The organism is Paenibacillus apis (genome assembly GCF_018333295.1).
GTDB lineage: Bacteria > Bacillota > Bacilli > Paenibacillales > Paenibacillaceae > Fontibacillus > Fontibacillus antibioticophila.
Genome location: NZ_BORS01000003.1, coordinates 236,076 through 256,705 on the forward strand (window position 1 = coordinate 236,076; position 20,630 = coordinate 256,705).

Here is a 20,630-nt window from a genome sequence, read left to right on the forward strand (position 1 = left end):
TTTGAAAACTATCTTATGATTAGATTGGGTTGGCAACCTTCATCTTTTTGTGAACGCGCGTTTATTGCCCTGCCTATCATCCACTTTATTAGGAGGAATGGTCATGCAATACGGTTACTTTGACGAGAAAAACAAGGAATATCTCATTACAAAACCGAATACGCCTGCCCCTTGGGCGAACTACCTCGGCTCGCCGGAATACGGCGCGATTATTTCAGGCAATGCCGGAGGATACAGCTTTGTGAAGTCCGGCGCGAACGGACGGCATATCCGCTATCATTTCAATTCCAAGGATGAGCCTGGACGCTATATTTATGTGCGGGATTTGGAGAACGGCGATTATTGGTCAGGCTCCTGGCAGCCGGTAGGCAAGGATCTGGAGCAGTACAAATCGGTATGCCATCATGGAACCGGATACACGAACATCGTTGCGGAATATGACAGCATCCGGACGGAGACCTTGTATTATGTGCCCATGAACAAAACCTATGAGGTATGGCGCATGAAGGTGCGCAATGACGGCTCCAAGCCCCGGAAGCTTGCGCTCTTTGGATTCGTCGAATTCACCAACAGCAACAACTACGAACAGGACACTGTAAATCTTCAATACACATTGTTCACTTCGCGCACCTATTACAAGAACAATAAGATTCTGCAAGTCATCAATGAAAATACGCCTGAGGAGCAAAGCTGGAGATTCTTCGGTGCCGCCGGTGCAGAGGTAACGGGCTACGATGGCGATCGGGATACCTTCCTCGGCGATTACCGCGGCTATGGCAACCCGGCCTCCGTGGAGAACGGCCAATGCGCCAATTCGCTGAACTATAACACCAACTCCTGCGGGGTGCTGCAGATTAATGTAGATTTGCAGCCGGGAGAAGAGAAGGAGGTTGCCTTCCTCCTCGGTCAGTACGAAGAGCAGGGGGCATCTGAAGTTCTTAGCCATTACAAGGATTTGGCTGTGGTGGATAAGGAGCTTGAAGAGCTGAAGACCTTCTGGCACAGCAAGCTTAACCGCTTCCAGGTTCAGACGCCAAGCGATAATTTGAATAACATGATCAATACCTGGAATGCTTACCAGTGCTTCATTACCTTCATCTGGTCCCGTGCGGCTTCCTTCCAATACTGCGGCCTGCGCAACGGACTTGGCTATCGGGATACCGTGCAGGATATTCAAGGCATCATTCATCTGGATCATGAGATGGCCCTCGAACGGCTGCGCCTGATGATCTCGGCTCAGGTCTCCAACGGCGGCGGTCTGCCGCTCGTGAAATTCGACCATAATCCGGGACATGAGGGCACACCGGACGATCCGGAATATGTGCGGGAGACAGGACATCCTCATTACCGGGCCGATGATGCCCTATGGCTGTTCCCAACCGTCATCAAGTATTTAAATGAAAGCGGCAACTGGGACTTCACGGACGAAGTAATTCCTTATTCGGATCGAGGCGAAGCTACGGTGTATGAGCATTTGCGCCAGGCGCTTCAATTCAGCCTCGATCGAATGGGCGCGCACGGCATGCCTGTCGGACTTCATGCGGATTGGAACGATTGCCTGCGGCTTGGAGCTAAGGGAGAATCGCTGTTCGTTGCCTTCCAGCTGTACATGGCCTTTAAAGTGTTCATCGATATCGCGCAGAACAAGAACAAGCCTGAGGATGCTGCGTGGGCCCAGACTCTGCTCGAGGAGCTGGATGAGAACATTCAGAAGCATGCTTGGGAGAAGGATCAATTTGTCCGCGGCTTTACAGAGGATAACTATACGATCGGCTCCTGGGAGAACGATGAGGCAAAAATCTGGCTGAATCCGCAAAGCTGGGCCGTACTAAGCGGCGCTGCCCGTCCGGATCAAGCAAAGCTCGCCATGGACAAAGTCTATGAGAATCTGCGCACGGATTACGGAACCATGCTATTCTACCCGCCGTTCCGGAAATACGGCTTGCCTGTTGCGCTGATGGCCCTGTTCAATGCCTCTACCAAGGAAAATGCCGGCATTTTCAGCCAGCCGCAAGGGTGGCTCATTCTAGCGGAGACCATGATCGGCAACGGGGATCGTGCATTTGAATACTTCCTGGACTGCAGTCCGGCCAGCATGAATGATAAAGCTGAAATCCGCAAGCTGGAGCCTTATGTGCACGGACAGTTCGTCGAGTCCAAGGACAGCCCTTATCAAGGCCGGGCCCATGTCCACTGGCTCACCGGCACCGCTTCAACGGTGATGGTCTCCCTGGTCGAAGGCATCATGGGGATTCAGCCGCAATTTGACGGCTTGCGCATCAACCCGTGCGTTCCTTCGGACTGGAAGACGTTCTCCATGGTACGGGAATTCCGCGGCAAGAAGCTGAACATTCAGGTAGAGAACCAGAACGGTGTTGAGAAGGGCGTCTCCCGCCTCATCATTAACGGTAAAGAAATTCAGGGTAATCTGATTCCAGTTGCCGAAATGAAAGACGACAATCAAGTGCAGGTCTTTATGGGATAATAGGATATCTTCCCGATTAGACATCATTGCTCGCATTGAGCAGGGAAGTCACAATGCCCTGCTCGTGCGAGCTTTTCATAATGAAGCATCGCTGCTAATCCCCGATAAGGTTGCTTTCTCTGAGAAATCGGATTAACTCACTATCGTTGCTTGCTCTATTAATAATATCCGTAATAAAATCTGCTTTACCCTGCGTATAAGCTACTCTGTCATGCTTGAATTCCTGTTCCAGCTTCTTCTTTAAATGATAATACTCATTCATTGCTTCAGGATTTCTCTTCAAGTACTCCCTGAACAACACATTCTCGTTCCAATTACGACCGTGATATTTATAGATGTGTAAATGATGCGTTCCTGCTCGCCACAGACCTCTTCTGAAAAATAATCTCTCCGGAAATTCCGGCTTATAAACATATTCATAGCCGATGTCGTCCAGGCTTTTAATATAGGATTCATTCATTGAATTCAGGCTGGGTATGCCCGCCATAATATCAATCGTCGGTTTTGATCCCAAGCCCGCAACAGATGTGCTGCCGATATGCTCAATGACGACCTGAAGATCTCCTAGAGCAATTCTTATTTTATTTTTTTCTTCTTCAAATTCATTAATCCAATCCGAAGTGTATTCTGAAATAATGACTTCTTCCATGCTCACATCTCCTGTCTGCCTTATTGCCTTATTTAAAAGCTCCTCTGCCATTCGACTGGTAGGCAGCTATGATCCGTTCGGACTGATCGAGTCATCTACTTGCACAGACAACTCTCTTTGTACCTCCTCTTCAAACAGGCTGTCCGTTAATAGCTTCGCAAGAAACAAATGTGTTTTCTTCCTCAACCAGATTTGTTCCAGCTCGGATTCTTCATGAATAAACAGGGCTAGTTGAATTTGGTTTTCCTTTATATCCGTACAATAAAAAGCCTCTGTCAGAATAGAAATGGATGACCCGCCTTTATTCCCGAATTCTTTCATTTTAGTAGCATCCACAGGCTGCTCTAGCAGGCTTTTGAGCACTCCATTGATCGCATGGGGGAGCAGGGTTTCATTTTGAATGGCCCTCATCAAATTGGCGTAATCTCTTGCCGTGCCCCGAGGTTGTTTGCGGGACTCCATGAGCTGTAGCTCCCTGGCATAGCTCTTGCGTGTGTTCCATCGCTTGATTGCAGAGGAATCCTTTCCGTTGCCTAATATGTCATGAATGTTCATAGCATGGGCCATGTATTCTTCGCGGCTCATACCTTCTATGCTTAGCAGTGCTTCTTCGAAGCTAATCTTCTCCTGCTCCTGAACAAAAGAACAAATAAGTCCGGCAGACGAAAAAGGAAACAACCTGTCATGAGAGGTCATTGACAGATGCTGCAGGTTGGCATTGATAGCATCCAGCCCCAGTCTCTGCATTAAAAATTCCATATTGGCATTTGAACTTTGGATTAGCATCCCTCGTGCAATTTCAAACAGGGTGACCCTGTTCTCGATGATTTTATTTTGAGCTTTGACAGACTCCATCCATTTTTCATGGGCGCCGCCATCGGATCCCGGAATATAAAAGCGCTGAAGTTCCTCCAAGGGTATCTCTTCATCCTGATCCAGAGACTTATTCACAAGCTGGCGCGCAAATTCAACAGCTACGATTAATTTTGCCGTACTCGCCAGAGGTCTTTGTACCTCTGCATGATAGCTAATCATCTCGACTCCATTTTTGAGCATATACAACGAGGCTTTATCCGGATTGTTCTTGAGATAACTCAGAACATCATATTCTGTCTTCATCTGATTCTGACGTTTTGCTATAACCAACATAACAACAGCCAATAGAGCAATGATCATAAATGCAGCAACCACAATAACTATGAGCAATTTTTACTACTCCCCCTCTTGTCAATGGCATAATCGCCGAGTTCAATATGCAGCCCGTCCGTAAAGCCACCCTTCAATCCACGGATTTCAAAGAAGACACCATGTCGATCTTCCTTAGCTTGCCGCTCATCATTATTTTTACGGTCAACAAGCACAATAGTGTCAAACTGACCGCAATGAGATAGCTCGTGAGCTTGATATCGGGGATAATCATAACGCCTGATCCATCCGCCTAGCAAATTGAGCAAGGTGCTCTTGCTCGACCCCGAAGGACCGGGAATCACGACAAACTCTCCTTAAAGAGCTCATATGGGTTCCTCGCTTCTCCTGCCCCGTAGTCATCTACAAGTAAGTGCAAATATGCTTTTTACTTGTCAATATCCAGGGTCTATATGCAAAAAAAGCAACCCCTATCCATCTACAATGGACAAAGGTTGCTTCCCGTCTTGCTAATAAAGCTGTATCCGTGATCAGGACTGCAAATCCTCAATCGAATTTACATCCTTCATGTACGTTGGTACGGCTAATCCGGATTTCACATTAATCATGTTCGCCCCGAGGTCATCCAGGCTGTCACCATACTTGTCCCAATAATCTGCATGGGTTACCGGGAGCCAGGCCGCTACTATGGCATCCACATCCCCGTTGGAGACGCCGATCCACATCGGTCCAATCTCCACCTGCAGGGCTTGTGCCTCATATCCAAGCTTCTCATCAAGCACGTATCGAACCACGTTGGTGCTCGCAATTTCGGAATCCCATGCAACATAGCTTAGGGTAATAGCATCTCCATCCACGGGCTCCAAGCCATCCGTCCATTCCTGAACCTCGGCTTCATGCTCATCCACCCATTTCTTGGCTGCTGCTCCCGGGTCCATGCCTCCCTGAATATCGATCATCACTTCCCCCATGTCCTCAGCTGTCCAGTGGAACCGATCCAAAAACTCATAGGCTACAGGGTGATCCTCCTGTAATCCAAGTCTTGCAATCGTACGAATCTCCTCCGGCTCGCCATAAGTCAGTTTGGGGTCTTCTAGATATTTAAGGTCATAGGTATTAAACATCCAGTGCGGCGACCAAGCCACAATGACAATAGGCTCTTTGTTCTTATACGCTCTATCCAGTTCTGCAGTCATCCCGGCTGCCGAGCTCTCCAGCAGCGTCCAATCCGACAGCTCGTAATCCTGCATGGCCTGTGCCGTCAGTCTCATGAGTCCCGAGCCTGCGTCCGTTCCCGTAATCTTATAATCAACCTGCTCTCCGACAGGCTTATTCCCTTCACTCTTAGCATTATTTGCATTATTTGCAGTATTTGCATTATTCGCTGAACATGCTCCTAACAGGAACAATGCAACCAGACTAGTAAAGATCAACCACTTTCTCGTTTTCTTCATGCTGTGTTCTCCCCTTTTGTACGGTTGTTCAGATGCCAGTATTACATTCTGCAGAATTGTAAAACAACATTTGACGAGACGCGACAGTCGCTTGCCGATACAACAACGCTATGATAGCAAACAATCAAATTGATCACAAATCAAAAACAGCGTTCATTGCGTACGTACAGAAAATACTGTATAAAGTGTACTCTCATATGCTTGCTAATCCTCTTTTATCCTCTTTTTTTCTGGAAATCTACTTCAAAGATCATCGGCCGACAATTTTTTTATTTTTTTTCTGCTTTGCCTTTGTTAAAACGGTTTCATTTTATGACAGGCGTCTCCAGTCATGACCTAGTTCCCCTCTCTTCGACAACCAATAAAACATAGAAAGACCACCCTATAAGGTGGCCTCGCTTAGTCTAAATATTACTTGCCCCAATACTGCTTGGCGATTCGTTGCCCTTGGTTGATTTTTGCCCATTGCTCAGCCTCTGTCAATTCATTGCCGCCATCACAGGAGGCAAAGCCGCATTGATGAGACAGCAGCAGACGATCCTTGTCGATAATACTCGAGGCCTCATCCAGCAAACGGAGAACACGCTCTTCATCATCCAGCGTATTCGTTTTGGAGGACAGCAGACCCAATACAATTTCCGTTTCCGGCTTGTCCTTGAACACCGCCAGCGCTTCTAGCGATCCAGCACGCTCGTCGTCCCATTCCAGGAAGAATCGGTCATATTTAAGCTGCTTCAGGAACAAGTTCGCAATTTTCACATAGGAGCCGCCGCCCATATTGCGGGAATCATAGTTGCCGCGGCAGTTGTGTGTCCACATTTTCAAGCCCAGGCTATGTCCATAATCGATGACGGCATTGTTAATATCTATAAACTCAGAAGCCAAGGCCTGTACTTCCTCTTGATTGATATTCTCCCCTGTATACGGAGAGTTCGGGTTATCGTCGGCAAACAGCTCCCACAGACAGTCGTCGAATTGCAGGATTTGACCTCCGGCGGCGGCAAACTCCTCCACAAACTCCTTGTAAGCCTTGACAAGACCCGCTTTAAGCTCCTGTCTGTCCTTGTACACGGCATCCTTGCCGCCGATATTGTCCGACCAGGACAGTTCGCCGAAAATATGCGATGGAGAAGGTACACACAGCTTGGTTTCACGATCACCGGCAAGCGTTGTAAGCTTCTTGAATATCTCAATGAAATGATGGTTCTTCCCGCTCAATTCACCGGTAATCCGCAGACCAATATCCTTCCGGGTCTCATATTTCGAGCTGCCGTCCACATCACGGAAAAAGTACCCATGATCAGCAATGTAACGGCTAACCCCTTGAAATCCCCAAACAAAATCAAGATGCCACATGGATTTGGAATATTCCCCGTCCGTAATGACAGGCAAATCATGCTCAATTTGCTGTTGGACCACGTTCTCAATCGTCTTGGTCTCACACTCTTGATAGCCTTCAAATTCCTTGTAGAAAGGATAGCTGATATCATCACGATGCTCGATTTGCGTCTTATATTTCAATAGCTCAGCTGGCCGCAGCAAGCTGCCGACGGTCTGGAATTTTTTACTCATCTGGATAGCCTCCCCGATCGATATTATATGTTGTGTAAAATAATAGTCTGATTGTAGCACTGAAGTGAAGGCACCGCATAATACCCAAAAGACATATCCAGCTATAACCTGAAGCTATAGTTGAATATGTCTTTTATTAATATTGCTATAGCTCAAGTTGCAATATAATGATCTACCTCTTGCCAGCAATCCGATCAGCAAGCGCCGTTGCGGCGGTGTGGCCGGAGCTCCAGGCCCATTGCAAATTATAGCCTCCGCAGTCTCCATCCACATCCATGACCTCGCCGGCAAAATAAAGCCCGGGCACGAGCTTGGATTCCAGCGTTCCTTCCTGGAGGTCTCTCGTATCGATCCCGCCGGCTGTCGTCTGAGCGTTCGGGAAGCCGTTGGTATCGGTCACGATGAAATTCCAGCGCTTCATGAGGCCGCACAAGGCCTTCCTGGTTTTCCACGACATATCCTGACACAACAGGTTCTGATCCTCATCCATTCCCGCCTCTTTCAAAAGAACGGGGATCAGCTTCTTGTTCACGATGCCGATTAGAGAATTCGCTACCGTCCGGTGTCCGAACATTCCCCAATGCGTATCCAGAAAATCAACGACCTCTTCCTCTGTGCGGTCCGGCATCATATCAAGCGATAAGATCACCCTTTTCCCTTGTCCCAGTTGATACGCCGCCTTCCGGCTTAACTGGAGAATCGGCGGGCCAGAGGCACCATAGTTCGTAAACAATACCTCTCCATATTCACTGCGAATGACTTCACCATTTACAAGGATATGTCCCCAGCCCTCGAATTTCACACCGGACAGCTCCGCCAGATACGGGCTGTCCAGCTTCAATTGAACAATTCCAGGGACAGGATCGATCAGGGTGTGTCCAAGACGCTGAGCCAGTGTATAACCGGAGCCATCCGTTCCAGTCTTTGGAGCGGTAAGGCCGCCTGTGCAAAGGAATAGATAATCGCTCGTATAGGTGACCTCTCCCTCGTTCTCTGTCTGGCATTGGATCGAGAATCGCGGATGTCCCTCCGATACGATCACGTCCAGTACCTTGGTCTTGAAGTATATGGGAACATTCCGATCCTCCAGCGCAATCTGAAAAATATTCAGTACCGACGCAGCCTGCAGCGACATGGGATACATTCGGCCATTCTCAATGGCGATCAGCGGAAGGCCGAGCGTGTTGAAGAAATCAACGGTTTGGCGGACACCGAATTGCCGCAGCACTGGCAGCGGAAATTCCGCTTGATTGCTATGATATTTGCTCGACAAATTAAGCGCTTCGTCGGTGCCCGTCGCCGTAGATTTGTTCGTAATGTTGCAGCGCCCGTTCCCGGTGGTCAGCACCTTTTTCCCGAGTCGGTCGTTGCTTTCAATGATTGCCGTATCGATCCCCAGATCTCGCGCGGTAACGGCGGCCATAAGACCTGAAGCGCCTGCACCGATAATAAGCAGCGTATGGTGCTTGGAAGATTGAGATTTATTCATAGGTGGTGAATACATTCCTTTGTTCAATATTTTTATCTGAAAATGTGTTTCCCCAGCGCCATCGCGGCCGAATAGCCGGAGCTCCAGGCCCATTGCAGATTGTAGCCGCCGAAGTCGCCGTCGACATCCATCACCTCGCCAGCCAAATAGAGCCCCGGCACGAGCTTGGATTCCAGCGTATTCGCGTCGAGCTCCTTCGTAGCAATGCCGCCGGCTGTCGCTTGCGCAAGCTCGAAGCTTTGAGTTTCGGTTACTTTAAACTCCCAGCATTTCAATAGCTTATAAAAAATCTTTTTGGTCTTCCCTGAGAGCTCCTGGCAAAGCAGGCCCGGCTCTTGATCGATCTTCGCTTCCTTCAGCAGGACGGAGGTCAGCTTCTTGTGTAAAAAGCCGGTGAAGGATTCCGCGACCGTCCGGTGTGCGAAGGTTGCCCAGTTCGTGTCTAGAAATTCGACCACCTCTTCCTCCGTGCGGTTCGGCATCAGATCAATCTGCACGGTCACGGAGTCCCCCTTCGCCAGATGAACGGCTGCCTTCCGGCCGAGCTGTAGAATCGGCGGACCGGAGAAGCCGTAATCCGTAAAATGGATTTCGCCAGTCTCGCTGCGGACGATTTTGCCGTTCACGAGAATGTGAGCTCGTCCTTGGAGCTTGATGCCGGACAGCGACTTCTGATATGGGTATTTCACCTTCAACTGCACGATGGCTGGCACAGGCTTGACCAGGGAGTGTCCCATTTTTTGAGCAAGCGTATACCCTGACCCATCCGTTCCCGCATTCTGGCCGGTAAGGCCGCCCGTACACAGAAACAGATAATCACTGGTATAGACAACCTGTTCCTCTGTCTCGGTTCGGCATATCATCTTGAAGCGCGGATGATCCGCCGATACGGTGACGTCCAGCACCTTCCTGTTCAGGTATACCGGAATGCTCCGCTCCTCTAGAGCCAGCTCGAAAATATCCACTACCGATGCAGCCTGCATTGACATCGGATACATAAAGCCCTCTTTCAAGCTTGTAAGCGGCAGCCCGAGCACATGAAAGAAATCAATCGTCTGACGGATGCCGAATTGCTGCAGCACGGGCCGCGGAAATTCCGGCTGACTGCCATAATATTTGCGTGCTAAAGCAACCCCTGCGTCGGCCGTCCCCGTCGTAGTGGAATCGTTTGTAATGTTGCAGCGACCGTCGCCTGTCATGGAAATCTTCTTGCCTATCCTGTCGTTACCCTCCAATATGGCGGTATCGATACCCAGGTCCCGCGCAGTAACGGCGGCCATGAGTCCTGATGCTCCTGCACCGATAATAATTAGCGTGTGGTGCACGGAGTCCTGATAATCGTACATAGTTATTCAATGCATCCTTTGTCTATATAAGTTGAACTACTGAATTTTACGTTCTGAGGGCAACATGTGAAGTGTGCTTACGATCGCTGTTGTTCGCGGATTTCTCTAATTGAACTAAGTTATTATAAGGTAGAAATCCACTCACAAAGGCGAACGCTTTCGCTTCTTCAGCACACTTCACACTTATGCCCTTTCTACGTAACTTTTATAGTTCAACTTATATAATTGATTTATAAGCAAGTGTGAATTTTCTGATAATAATAATGCGCTATTTCTAATTATAGCATAAGTGCAAGCCCCGCTTGTTCCTGATCAAGGGCACCTGAACACGCTTCGTTAACAAGTAATCCCCCAAACAGCAAAAATCCACAACCTCATGCGGTTATGGATTTACACGACTCTTATCATGTGACGGTTCCCTTTGCTGTGCTTTATTTAGAGCTTCTTCTGATCAGAGCAAGTATTGGCTAAAATAGGCAGCATTTTCTCGCCTTTTTCCATAAGGGAATTACACTGGCTGCATATCGGCTGAATCAAAAAAACGAAATTGTCTCTCACCCATCCATTACACTTATCATTGGTGCATGACCATATCGTTGTCATTTCCTCCGGAAGATCCATCATCGGTCTTTTTCGTGAATAGTACAAGCAGCGTCCCTCTTTCCTATATGGAGTAATGAAGCTTAAAAAAAAGACCCCAAACACGATGTTCGGGGCCTTTTTAACGGCAATCTTACAGCTTAACAACATTCTCGGCTTGTGGGCCGCGGTTGCCTTGTACTACGTTAAATTCAACGTGTTGACCTTCGTCTAACGATTTGAAGCCTTCGCCAGTAATCGCGCTGAAATGCACGAATACGTCGTCTCCACCCTCAACCTCGATAAAACCAAAGCCTTTGTCTGCGTTAAACCATTTTACTGTACCTTTTTGCATGATCATTACCTCCATATTTTCATATTTATATGATGTTCAAAATTTCAAAAAAAATCACATATTGTACAAGGTTAAAAATCAAAATCATAACCCTCTACAATATGTGAGTTCAGATCGAAATTCCAACAATCTGATTGTAACACAACCGACACTGAATTACCAGTATTCATTTTTTGTTTTTTTCTGGAGCTGCTTGCGATTAGGATATCTTTACTTCTCCAATTGCAATTTGCCAGGCTCCAAGGACTGCTCCCGGTCAGCGATTTCTTCCAATACTTCCCGCAGACCCAGTATCATTTGATCCGTGCTTGGAGGAGCAATCCTTTTGCGGGTTCGCACCTCCATAGGATAAATCTCCTGTCAAAGCCATTCAATGCCGCCAGTATAACAGGAGTTAATTATTGAAATTTTTATATTAATTTTATATAATTCCGAGTGAACTAAATAAGGCTTGACCTTATCTTATACGAAGGAGATCTATCCATGTGGAAAGAATTTAAGGCTTTTGCACTGAAAGGGAATGTACTTGACCTTGCCGTCGGGGTTATTATCGGTGCTGCATTCGGAAAAATAGTAACCTCCCTGGTCGAGGATTTAATCATGCCGATCATCGGGTTGATTATTGGAGGTGTCGACCTCAATGGACTTCACTTCAAATACGGTGAAGCAGTCTTAAATTATGGAACCTTTCTTCAGACGGTCATAGACTTCTTAATCGTTGCGGCTTCCATTTTCCTATTCATTAAATTAATCTCTAAATTCAAGAAGAAGGAAGAAAATAAGCCGGCCGCGCCGCCTGCCCCTTCCAATGAGGAAGTGCTGCTGGGAGAGATTAGGGATTTGTTGAGGGAACAGAAGTAACGGTTAGAGGATATTCAACATTGTAGAAGTGAAATAATTAATGCAAAAACCCAACCTTATGAGGTTGGGTCAGGCCTGTAGACAAAGTTCCATCGGGAACAGGATCTGCAGGCTTTTTTGTCGAGTGTATCAGGAAAACGATGGAGGAGGTCGGATATCGGCTTTATTAACTTATTCTCATGGTCCCCTCTACAATTACTACAACGGTTTATAGCCGTAATCCGGAATAGCCGTCCAACGATTCCTTAGGTCATGAGCCGCAGCCTTCGGTTTTCGATCACGGGTAAACACGCCTTTTTTGTTGCCGTTGACTCGGCGAATATGCTGGCTGGTTGCAAAATCTGCAAAATTCCATACATGCTCGCCCACAAAGCTATCGATGCGATCAAATACCTCGTGGTTGACACGCAAATATTCGCTCTGGTATTCCTCAGTAAACAGCACTGGATTGACCTCATGGAAACCAGCGATCGTATCTGCACCATACTCTGTCATCATGATCGGCTTTCCAGGGCAACGCTTCACCCAAGCGTCGAGTTCAGCCTTAAGCATTACTTTCGCCACTTCCAGATCACCGCTATATTCATACCAGCCATAGTAGCGATTTAGTCCCAGAACATCAACGATTTCCGCAATTTTATCCTGTTCGGGACTTGAACCGATATAGGTTACAATCATGACCGGTCTCGATTGCGGGTCCATTTGTTTGGTCAAATCAACCAACGGTTTAAAATATTCATAAGCACCTTCCTCTTCAGTTGCAGCTTCATTGGCCACCGACCACATCACAACGCATGGATGATTTTTATCTCGCGCAATCATATCCATAAGTACATCCTGATGATGCTCAAACGTTTTTACTCTTGCCCAAGTACTATCTTCCTTGGCAATTGCACCCGTAGCGTGGAAATTAAAATGCACACCGACCGCAGGCGTTTCATTAATAACGACGAAGCCCTCTCTGTCAGCAAGTCGCATTAATTCTTCCGAATAAGGGTAATGGGATGTGCGGAAGGAATTGGCTCCGATCCATTTCATTAGATTGAAATCGATAATATTTACGGCTTCGGCAAATCCACGTCCGTGAATGGGCGAGTCTTCATGCTTGCCGAACCCTTTAAAGTAGAATGGCTTTTCGTTAATTAGAAATTTCCCATCCTTCACCTCTACCGTGCGGACGCCAAATGGCTCCTCGTACACATCAACGGCTTGTCCATCGCGCAGCAGTTCAATTCTCAACGTATACAGGTATGCATTTAGCGGCTCCCATAATCGAACATTTTCGAATTGAAGACTGTCTTGGGAGCCTGCTCCGCTTACAACCTCATTCCCTGCCTCATCGATGACCGTCACCTTAATCATAGCAGCTTCCCCTGCCGTATCTATCGAATAATTTACAAAAGCGCTCGTTCCTTTATAATCCGCTGTAATGACGACATCCCTAATGAATGTTTTTGGTGTGGTATACAGCTTGATCGGCCGCTGAAGCCCTGCATAGTTGAAGAAATCAAAGTTCGGCAAGTTGCGAACCACGTTTCCGAGCCCTTCAATCTCCTCTTCTTGATAAATCCCGATCGGCAAAGTAGACTCATCTAAAATATTGTTCAAAGCCACTGTAATTCGTAGTTTACTATGTTCGATATAATCATTAACTAGCACTTCAAACGGTAAAAATCCACCTTTATGCTCGATAGCAAAGGCTCCATTTAAATATACTTTAGCCAAATGAGTCGCCGAACCAAAACGAAGCACAATTCGTTCACTTTGCAACACTGCAGGGATACTTATTTCCTTCTCATACCAAACCCAACCGACATGGCTATGAATGCCCTGTTTAACCGCAATATCGTTATAGGAAGCAGGTACGGCCATCGGAATCGTCTCGGTTAATTTCTTACGGTACCATTGCTCCTGAAAACCAGCACCGTTATCCAGCTTAAACTCCCATATCCCGCTTAAATCAATTACACTTCGACTTGCAGTGTTGATTGGATATAACATGAAAAACCTCTCCTCTTCTCGCTACAAAATGAAAATCACGCTTTTCCTGTACGGCTGCCGCGCTTATATTCAATTGGCGACGCTCCAAAATACTTTTTGAATACCTTTATAAAATAGCTTTTGCTCTCGAAACCGAGCTTGTCGGCAATTTTTTCGGTACTTTCATTCGTATTGTCGATAAGCCTCTTTGCCTCTTCTATTTTCATCTGATTGACGTAATCAATGAAGTTCATTTGCGCATATTGCTTAAAAATTCTACTAAAATAGCTCGGATTTAAATGCAAGTACGCAGCGACATCGCCTAGTGTAATTTTTTTATCCAGATTCAATAACACATACTTTTGCGCTTTAATAATTTCCTCTTTCTTGGGCAAATCATGAACTTCCTTCATAGCTGCTACCGCTTTGTGCAGGCAGTCCGATAACGATTGTGCCAGTTGCTTTGCTGTTATTGCTTTTGTAATAGAGTGATTGACAACAGCTTCCATCGATCCCGATTCAACATCTTGCAGCGACTGGATCATTCTTTCCACCTCGAACAAAAGGTCCCGAGCCCATTGTTTAACCGTACTAGGCTGATACTGATGCAGAGATACGGTGCTCGTCCAGTTTTGAATCCAGGCATCCAGGCCGTGCAGATCCTCTTGCAGGATAAGCCGTTTTAGCGTTTGAACCGAATCCATAAACTGCAGGAACGGATATTCTGCCGAAAAGTGGATCTGCTTCTTCTCAACCATTGAGCCAGGCTCCAAATAAAATCTTTGCTCGGAATATTTCAGCATCGCATTGAGTTCTCCAGTTAAGCCATCCGGAAATGTGCAGTTGCTTCCAATAATCGCAGTAATGCTCAGCTTTAAAAATTTGCGCAAATTAACAGTGGCCTCTCGGAGCGCTTGCTGGATCTCTCCGTCAGCAATAACAGCGTCTCGAGCGCAGAAAATAAAAAAAGTGTCTTCCTTATAAAACAAACAAAACCCAGTTCCGACTCTACTCAACGTTTCAGCAATGACATTGTCAATCGCAAATTTGAGAGCATCCTCTGAATATCGCGTCTTTAGAAGCTGCTCGTAATCGTCAATAAACGATAAGATTGGAATGCAATATTTATAGGTCGAATTTAGCTCCAGCTCATGCTCATGCTTTTTTAACCATCCAGAAATGGCTTTGGCATCTCCCGTTATTAATCGCTCCAATAGCTTGCTTCTTAACACGCTTAAATTCTCTTTAATAAAAAACTTCATATTATTTAAAATCTGCTGGCTAGCTGCTTCCTTATCCAGCTTGTCTTTTAAGCGCAGCATTATTTGCGTAATACTTTCAGGATCAAACGTCTCTTTTAAAATATAATCAAATGAGTTCAAGCGGATTGCTGTCAGGGCGTAGCCAATATCATCATAGCAGGTTAAAAAAATTGACATTAATTTAGGGTTTATCTCAATTGCCTCTTTAATCAGCGTAATCCCGTCTTTTTTAGGCATGCCAATATCCGTCATGATGACATCAAGTTTGGTTTCGCTCATCATCGTTAGCGCTTGCTGACCGTCCTCACATAGCCCCACCACTTCGAAGCCTAATTCTTCCCACGGGATCATTTTTTTTAAATACTCAAGAACGAGGTAATCATCGTCAACTAGCATCATTTTGTACATGTGCTATACCTCCTGATTCCCTGGAATAAAAAATGTGATTTGGGTCCCGCCTGATGATGAATTCTCAATTTTCATTAGAAATTTATAGCCATAAATTAAATGCATTCGTTGATACACATTGCCAATCCCGATTCCTGTAAATGAAGATTTGTTTCGATTCTCTGTCTCAAAGGAGTCTGTAAGCTGGAGCTCAGCTTGCAATAGCTGCAGTTCATCTGGCGTTAATCCTTTGCCATTATCCGCTACGCAAATTTCCACTCCATTCCCCTCCGTTTTTGACATGATCGTAATCGTCCCGCTTTTTTGTTCAAATCCGTGCAGGATCGAATTTTCGATTAAAGGCTGCAGGAAAAAGCATGGCACCTCGAACTCCAATGTACTCGGCTCCAAATCCTCTGCTAAATCAATGCTGGAATTGCTTTTAAAATTCATTAATTTTAAATAGTGTCGGATAACCTCGATTTCCATTTTAAGCGGCACAAACTCATTTTTTCGATTAAATGTCATTCTAAGCAGCAAGGTTAAAGATTGGATCAGCTTTGAACTTGTTTGGTCTCCGTTCATTGAAATGTTTAGGCGTAAGGAATTAAGCGTGTTGAATAAAAAGTGCGGATTAATCTGCGCCTGCAGCATTTCCAGTTCTGCTTTTCGCTTGCTTTTTTCAACGGTTTTAATTTGTTCAATCATATGCTCGATCGTATCCATCATCGTGTCCAAAGAGTGGCCTAATTGCTCGATATCTCCTCTTCCCCTTAAGCCTGAACGAACATTCAAATTGCCACGCCTTACTTGCTTAATAACCTTATTCAAAGTTTTAAGCGGCTTTGTCAGCAAGCTTACAATCAGCACTAACAAGATCAAGAAAAGCAGGAAAAAGAAAAGCAGAATGAACAAGGTGTTCCCCATCACCTTTTGAATATTGCCGACCGCTGTCCTCTGCGGAACGAGACTAACCAGACTCCAATCACCATAAGAAAATGGATGGCTGACCATCAAGTAATCCTTCTGATGATATTGGACGACATGATAGCTCCCTGCTTGCTTCATTTGCTCATAATAGGGAAAGCCGCTTTCAATCAGCTCATGCTGATTATGAGACAGCACCATGCCATTGGCATCGACAAGCATAATTTCTTGCTGCGAATCGAAAGCGCGATCCTTGAGCAACGTTCGAATGTTCTCTTCATGAATGCTGATCATTTGCAAAGCTTTATGCTTTTCGGTAAGCTTGACCACTCCAGCAATGGAGATTAAATAAGGAAATTGTTCCTTCTCTGCTTCCATATAATTCGGATGCAGGCCAATCCAATGAATACCGTAACTGGACGTGTCTGCGAATTCAGCATAAAGCTGTTCCCATCGCTGATCTGCCCACCTCAAATTCGGATGATTCGTATAGGTATAGCCATGATCAAGCACGATTGCCAAATAGGAGGGAACCAATAAATTGGTCAGTCCTTCCAAATTTCTCGATATCTCAATATCATCAAGCGCATTGGACTCTGGTGTCGTTAAACCTTTTTCTGATCGTTCAATATTGCGATTTAAAATAGCTTTAATAGGCTCGCTGAATTGTATATAGTTGGACAAATACAGCAGGTTATCGAAATAATCGGACATTTGAATATCCAACACTTCCAACGTATCTTCCGACTGTGATACGGATAGCTGCACAAGCTCTTCTTGTACAAGCTTATTCATTAAAAGAAATGATAAAACTAAAGGCACCAGGATACAGAGAACAGAGGAAAGAATAAGACGCGCCCTCAAAGATCGGTTATTTAATGCTTGCATCATTTTTTTCATTTCCTCATCACGTTCTTTCCCTTTCGCCTCAAAAAATGGATAAAGAGAGAGACCGCGCTCCCTCTGTTATCCTCTATTCATTATTTATTGCGTTCAATCACTTTTTGCACGGCATCCGCAGCATTTGTCATTGTTGCATCCAGCTCCTGTTCCCCTAGCAAATACTTCTCAACTTCTGCTTTATAAGCATTGTATACTTCAGTCATATAGCCTGCAGGAAGGAATTGCTTGGTTTCCTCACCTGATTCAAGCACGTAAGCGAGAGATTCGATATCAACCGCATTTGGATTCGCGGTCGTTGCAACCAAATTGTTCAGCGCTTCTTTAACATCTGTTTGCTTCCAGGCCGGAATCGCTTTATTTTGCACAAGCATACCTTCTGTTGACATCCATCTCATAAATTTGTACGCTTCTTCTTTATGCTCAGAATTTTTGCCAAGCGCAATCATGTCGGAAGATGCAAATCGGTATTGTGTATCATCCGCTTTATCCTTTGGCCATGGAGCCCATGCAATGGTAAACTCCGGTGCAAATCCGCCCCATTCCGTAACCATATAGCTTGGGATAGGAACCATGCTTGCCTTTTCAGTGAAAAATTGCTGACGATAATTCAGCTTTTGCGAAATGATGTTTGCATATGGCTCAGAGGACTGATCGACACGCTCTAATTCATAACGCAATTGCAATGAAGCTTCTACAGCTGGGTCTGCCATATTCGATGATCCGTCTGCTTTAATCAACAAGTTGTCCTCGCCTTTGCTAAACAGCTTCAGCGTATCATAAATCGTTGACCACGTATGGAGATAAGAGCCGTAACGCTGATCGGTTGTTAACTGCTTGGCATAGGCTTTGTAGTCATCCCATGTCCAATCAGTCGGTACCGATAACCCTGCTTCATCCAAATGATCCTTGTTCATCATAATTAAGTACGTGTTATATTTCATCGGAAGCGCATAATAAGTCCCGTTTGCATCTGCTGGAGTTACGCCCATATTATAAATTTCTTCCGCATTAACGCCTTCATTATTAAGATAATCATTTAACGGATCGACCATGCCGGCAGGAATACGCTTCGCCAAATCCTCTGAGCTGGAAAACATAATTAAGTCTAGTTTATCCCCGGATGCTGCAAGCAAATCAAGCTTTTTCAAGTAGTCGCGAGCATCCATATTTTCAACCAGTGCATTTACATTAATCTTCACTCCCGGATTTGCCTCTTCATAGGCAGCAATTGTCTTTTCCCAAGAGCCGTTTTCTTCGTTAATCCAGGTATACAAGTTTAAAGTTACCGTATCCGCAGCTTCTGCCCCCTTCTCACTCTCAGTAGCTGTATCCTTGCCGCATGCAGCAAGTACAAGACTGCTTACCAGAATTACAGACAATAACGTGACCAGCCATTTTTGTTTCATAATAATCCTCCTTATATTATTATCCTTTAACGCCACCTAGCGCTATCCCCTCGATAACCTGCTTTTGCCCGACAATAAATACAACTAGCAACGGAACAATCGCTGAGACAGCAGCGGCCATCATTAATGAAAAAATAGAACCGTGCGCATCAGCAAACTGCTTAATGCCAATTTGAATCGTATACAGTGAATCTGAACGCAAGAAGATAAGCGGATTCTGGTAATCGTTCCATGTCCAGATAAATCTTAAAATTGCATAGGTGGCAATCGCCGGTCTTATTAATGGCAGAGCGATACTGAAAAACGTGCGAATATGACCTGCGCCATCCATTCTCGCCGACTCAATCACTTCATCATGAACCGATACAAAAAACTGTCTCAGCATAAAAGCACCGAAAGCACTAAAACTGTTCAGCAAGATTAAGCCCAGATGCGAATCGATCAAGCCGCTTGAAGAATAAATCAAATATTGCGGGATAACAATCGCTTGCGGTGGAATCATATACGTTGATAATACAACTAGGAAAAGCCAGTCCCTACCCTTGAAATTAATTTTTGCAAAGGCATACGCTGCAAAACATGAAAAAACAGAAGAAAAGATGGTCGTTAATACCGAAATCTTGATCGAGTTCCAGTAATATAACGCAAACGATTTTGCCCCAAACCAAACCTCGTTATAGTTTTCAACAGCATTCCATGTGGACGGAATCCACTCAATCGGATACTTGAGTACATCTGACTCTAATTTAAAGGACGAAGTAATCATCCATAGAAATGGCATGATGAAAATGAGACCCACGATTGCAAAAAAAATAGTTGCCAGTAATTTAGGCAAATGTATTCTCTTTAATGCTGACTCCACCTATCCCCCTCCTTTCTAGTAATTCACCCATTTCTTCTGTCCCATCCATTGCAAAAATGTAATCACAACTAGAATAAGGAACAGGATTACTGAAATCGCAGAAGCGTAGCCTGTTTTCAATTCCTCGAACGCCTGCTGGTACATATACAGCACCGGTATCGTGGATGAATTTGCAGGCCCGCCTTCCGTTAGCACTATAATTAAGTCAAACACCTTGAAGGTCGATACAATCCCCTGAATAAGCAGCAGGAAGGTCGTTGGCGTTACTAACGGTACTGTAATGTTTTTGAATTTGTACCACATTGAAGCTCCATCGACCTCTGCCGCTTCATACAATTGCGGCGGAATATTTTGCAGTGCAGCAATATATAAAATGACTTGAAAACCAATCTGTGTCCAAATGATAATAATCATTACGGAAACGAGCGCCCAATCTGAACTCGCAATCCAGCCAGGAACATTTTCTATCCCAAGCGACATTAAAGTCTGGTTAATGGGCCCTTGTGTGGGATGGAATAGAACCTGGAAAACCAAAGCGATCGCGACCGTACTTGAAATATAAGGCATGAAATAAATGACTTTAAAAGTATCTTTGAAATAAACTCCTTTATTGATCACTACCGCAAGAATGAGCGATAGGGTTAGCCCAATCGGAACGACTAATAACAAAATAAAGTTATTGGTAAGCCCTTTCAAAAATACCGAGTCACTAAACAGCGTGACAAAATTGTCCAATCCTACAAAATTTGCTCCCGCTAGTCCAGTTACAAAATTCCAATCTGTTAAGCTTAAAATAAATGAGGCGATAATTGGGAAAAGAATTAATACCGCACTGCCAATTAACATCGGCGCGACAAACAAATATCCCGCTACATTATCCTTCAATTGATTTTTACTCAATAACATGTTCACCTCCTTGATATGTACCCATTATAGGTTTTGCGAATTCCCCTCAACAATGGAATAT

At 45.2% G+C, this 20,630-nt stretch carries 18 protein-coding genes; 2 read left to right on the plus strand and 16 right to left on the minus strand.

Annotation, left to right across the window (positions count from 1 at the left end; translation table 11 throughout):
* Positions 1 to 103 precede the first annotated feature (103 nt).
* Positions 104 to 2,485 carry a GH36-type glycosyl hydrolase domain-containing protein gene (locus tag KI362_RS05640; RefSeq protein ID WP_301625536.1) on the plus strand — a complete coding sequence of 794 codons (2,382 nt, stop codon included), beginning with the start codon at positions 104 to 106 and terminating at the stop codon, positions 2,483 to 2,485.
* 94 nt (positions 2,486 to 2,579) lie between these two features.
* Here the strand turns inward: KI362_RS05640 and KI362_RS05645 are convergent, their stop codons facing one another.
* From KI362_RS05645 to KI362_RS05690, 10 genes are all read right to left on the minus strand, one after another.
* A complete protein-coding gene (locus KI362_RS05645; protein WP_044480597.1) occupies positions 2,580 to 3,134 on the minus strand; it encodes a GrpB family protein in 555 nt (184 codons plus the stop codon).
* A gap of 66 nt (positions 3,135 to 3,200) precedes the next feature.
* A complete protein-coding gene (locus tag KI362_RS05650; protein ID WP_301625539.1) occupies positions 3,201 to 4,340 on the minus strand; it encodes a serine hydrolase in 1,140 nt (379 codons plus the stop codon).
* Positions 4,331 to 4,624 carry a hypothetical protein gene (locus KI362_RS05655; RefSeq protein WP_301625541.1) on the minus strand — a complete coding sequence of 98 codons (294 nt, stop codon included), beginning with the start codon at positions 4,622 to 4,624 and terminating at the stop codon, positions 4,331 to 4,333. Before KI362_RS05655 ends, KI362_RS05650 begins: the two co-directional genes overlap by 10 nt.
* 186 nt (positions 4,625 to 4,810) lie before the next feature.
* A complete protein-coding gene (locus KI362_RS05660; protein WP_301625543.1) occupies positions 4,811 to 5,734 on the minus strand; it encodes a glycine betaine ABC transporter substrate-binding protein in 924 nt (307 codons plus the stop codon).
* Positions 5,735 to 6,145: 411 nt separating this feature from the next.
* Entirely contained in the window at positions 6,146 to 7,306 is a 1,161-nt protein-coding gene (locus KI362_RS05665) for a cobalamin-independent methionine synthase II family protein (RefSeq protein ID WP_301625545.1), read from the minus strand.
* Positions 7,307 to 7,478: 172 nt separating this feature from the next.
* Entirely contained in the window at positions 7,479 to 8,795 is a 1,317-nt protein-coding gene (locus tag KI362_RS05670; RefSeq protein ID WP_301625546.1) for a BaiN/RdsA family NAD(P)/FAD-dependent oxidoreductase, read from the minus strand.
* A 32-nt stretch (positions 8,796 to 8,827) separates the two neighbouring features.
* Complete coding sequence (locus KI362_RS05675; RefSeq protein ID WP_301625548.1) at positions 8,828 to 10,141, minus strand: BaiN/RdsA family NAD(P)/FAD-dependent oxidoreductase; 1,314 nt, start codon at positions 10,139 to 10,141, stop codon at positions 8,828 to 8,830.
* 435 nt (positions 10,142 to 10,576) lie between these two features.
* Complete coding sequence (locus KI362_RS05680) at positions 10,577 to 10,891, minus strand: cold-shock protein (protein WP_374705624.1); 315 nt, start codon at positions 10,889 to 10,891, stop codon at positions 10,577 to 10,579.
* A complete protein-coding gene (locus tag KI362_RS05685) occupies positions 10,875 to 11,075 on the minus strand; it encodes a cold-shock protein (RefSeq protein ID WP_301625552.1) in 201 nt (66 codons plus the stop codon). The genes KI362_RS05680 and KI362_RS05685 overlap by 17 nt, the downstream gene beginning before the upstream one ends.
* Positions 11,076 to 11,285: 210 nt before the next feature.
* Positions 11,286 to 11,420: a hypothetical protein gene (locus KI362_RS05690; RefSeq protein ID WP_301625554.1), complete on the minus strand. Its 135-nt coding sequence runs from the start codon at positions 11,418 to 11,420 to the stop codon at positions 11,286 to 11,288.
* A 138-nt stretch (positions 11,421 to 11,558) separates the two neighbouring features.
* On the opposite strand from KI362_RS05690, the gene mscL reads away from it, so the two are divergent.
* Positions 11,559 to 11,936, plus strand: a complete 378-nt coding sequence (gene mscL, locus KI362_RS05695) for a large conductance mechanosensitive channel protein MscL (protein WP_301625556.1) — start codon at positions 11,559 to 11,561, stop codon at positions 11,934 to 11,936.
* Between the two features lie 198 nt (positions 11,937 to 12,134).
* On the opposite strand, the gene uidA is transcribed toward mscL, so the two are convergent.
* The 6 genes from uidA to KI362_RS05725 form a co-directional block, all read right to left on the minus strand.
* Positions 12,135 to 13,937 (minus strand): beta-glucuronidase, encoded by a 1,803-nt coding sequence (uidA, locus tag KI362_RS05700; protein ID WP_301625558.1) that lies wholly within the window; start codon positions 13,935 to 13,937, stop codon positions 12,135 to 12,137.
* 35 nt (positions 13,938 to 13,972) lie between these two features.
* Positions 13,973 to 15,586 carry a response regulator transcription factor gene (locus KI362_RS05705; RefSeq protein WP_301625560.1) on the minus strand — a complete coding sequence of 538 codons (1,614 nt, stop codon included), beginning with the start codon at positions 15,584 to 15,586 and terminating at the stop codon, positions 13,973 to 13,975.
* Positions 15,587 to 15,589: 3 nt separating this feature from the next.
* Positions 15,590 to 17,287: a cache domain-containing sensor histidine kinase gene (locus KI362_RS05710; RefSeq protein WP_301625562.1), complete on the minus strand. Its 1,698-nt coding sequence runs from the start codon at positions 17,285 to 17,287 to the stop codon at positions 15,590 to 15,592.
* A gap of 185 nt (positions 17,288 to 17,472) precedes the next feature.
* Positions 17,473 to 18,801, minus strand: coding sequence for an ABC transporter substrate-binding protein (locus KI362_RS05715; RefSeq protein ID WP_301625563.1), 1,329 nt, complete (start codon positions 18,799 to 18,801; stop codon positions 17,473 to 17,475).
* 19 nt (positions 18,802 to 18,820) lie between these two features.
* The gene (locus tag KI362_RS05720) at positions 18,821 to 19,663 is read right to left on the minus strand and encodes a carbohydrate ABC transporter permease (RefSeq protein WP_301625565.1); all 843 of its coding nucleotides are present in this window, start codon (positions 19,661 to 19,663) and stop codon (positions 18,821 to 18,823) included.
* A 15-nt stretch (positions 19,664 to 19,678) separates the two neighbouring features.
* Positions 19,679 to 20,569, minus strand: coding sequence for a carbohydrate ABC transporter permease (locus tag KI362_RS05725; protein ID WP_301625566.1), 891 nt, complete (start codon positions 20,567 to 20,569; stop codon positions 19,679 to 19,681).
* Positions 20,570 to 20,630 lie beyond the last annotated feature (61 nt).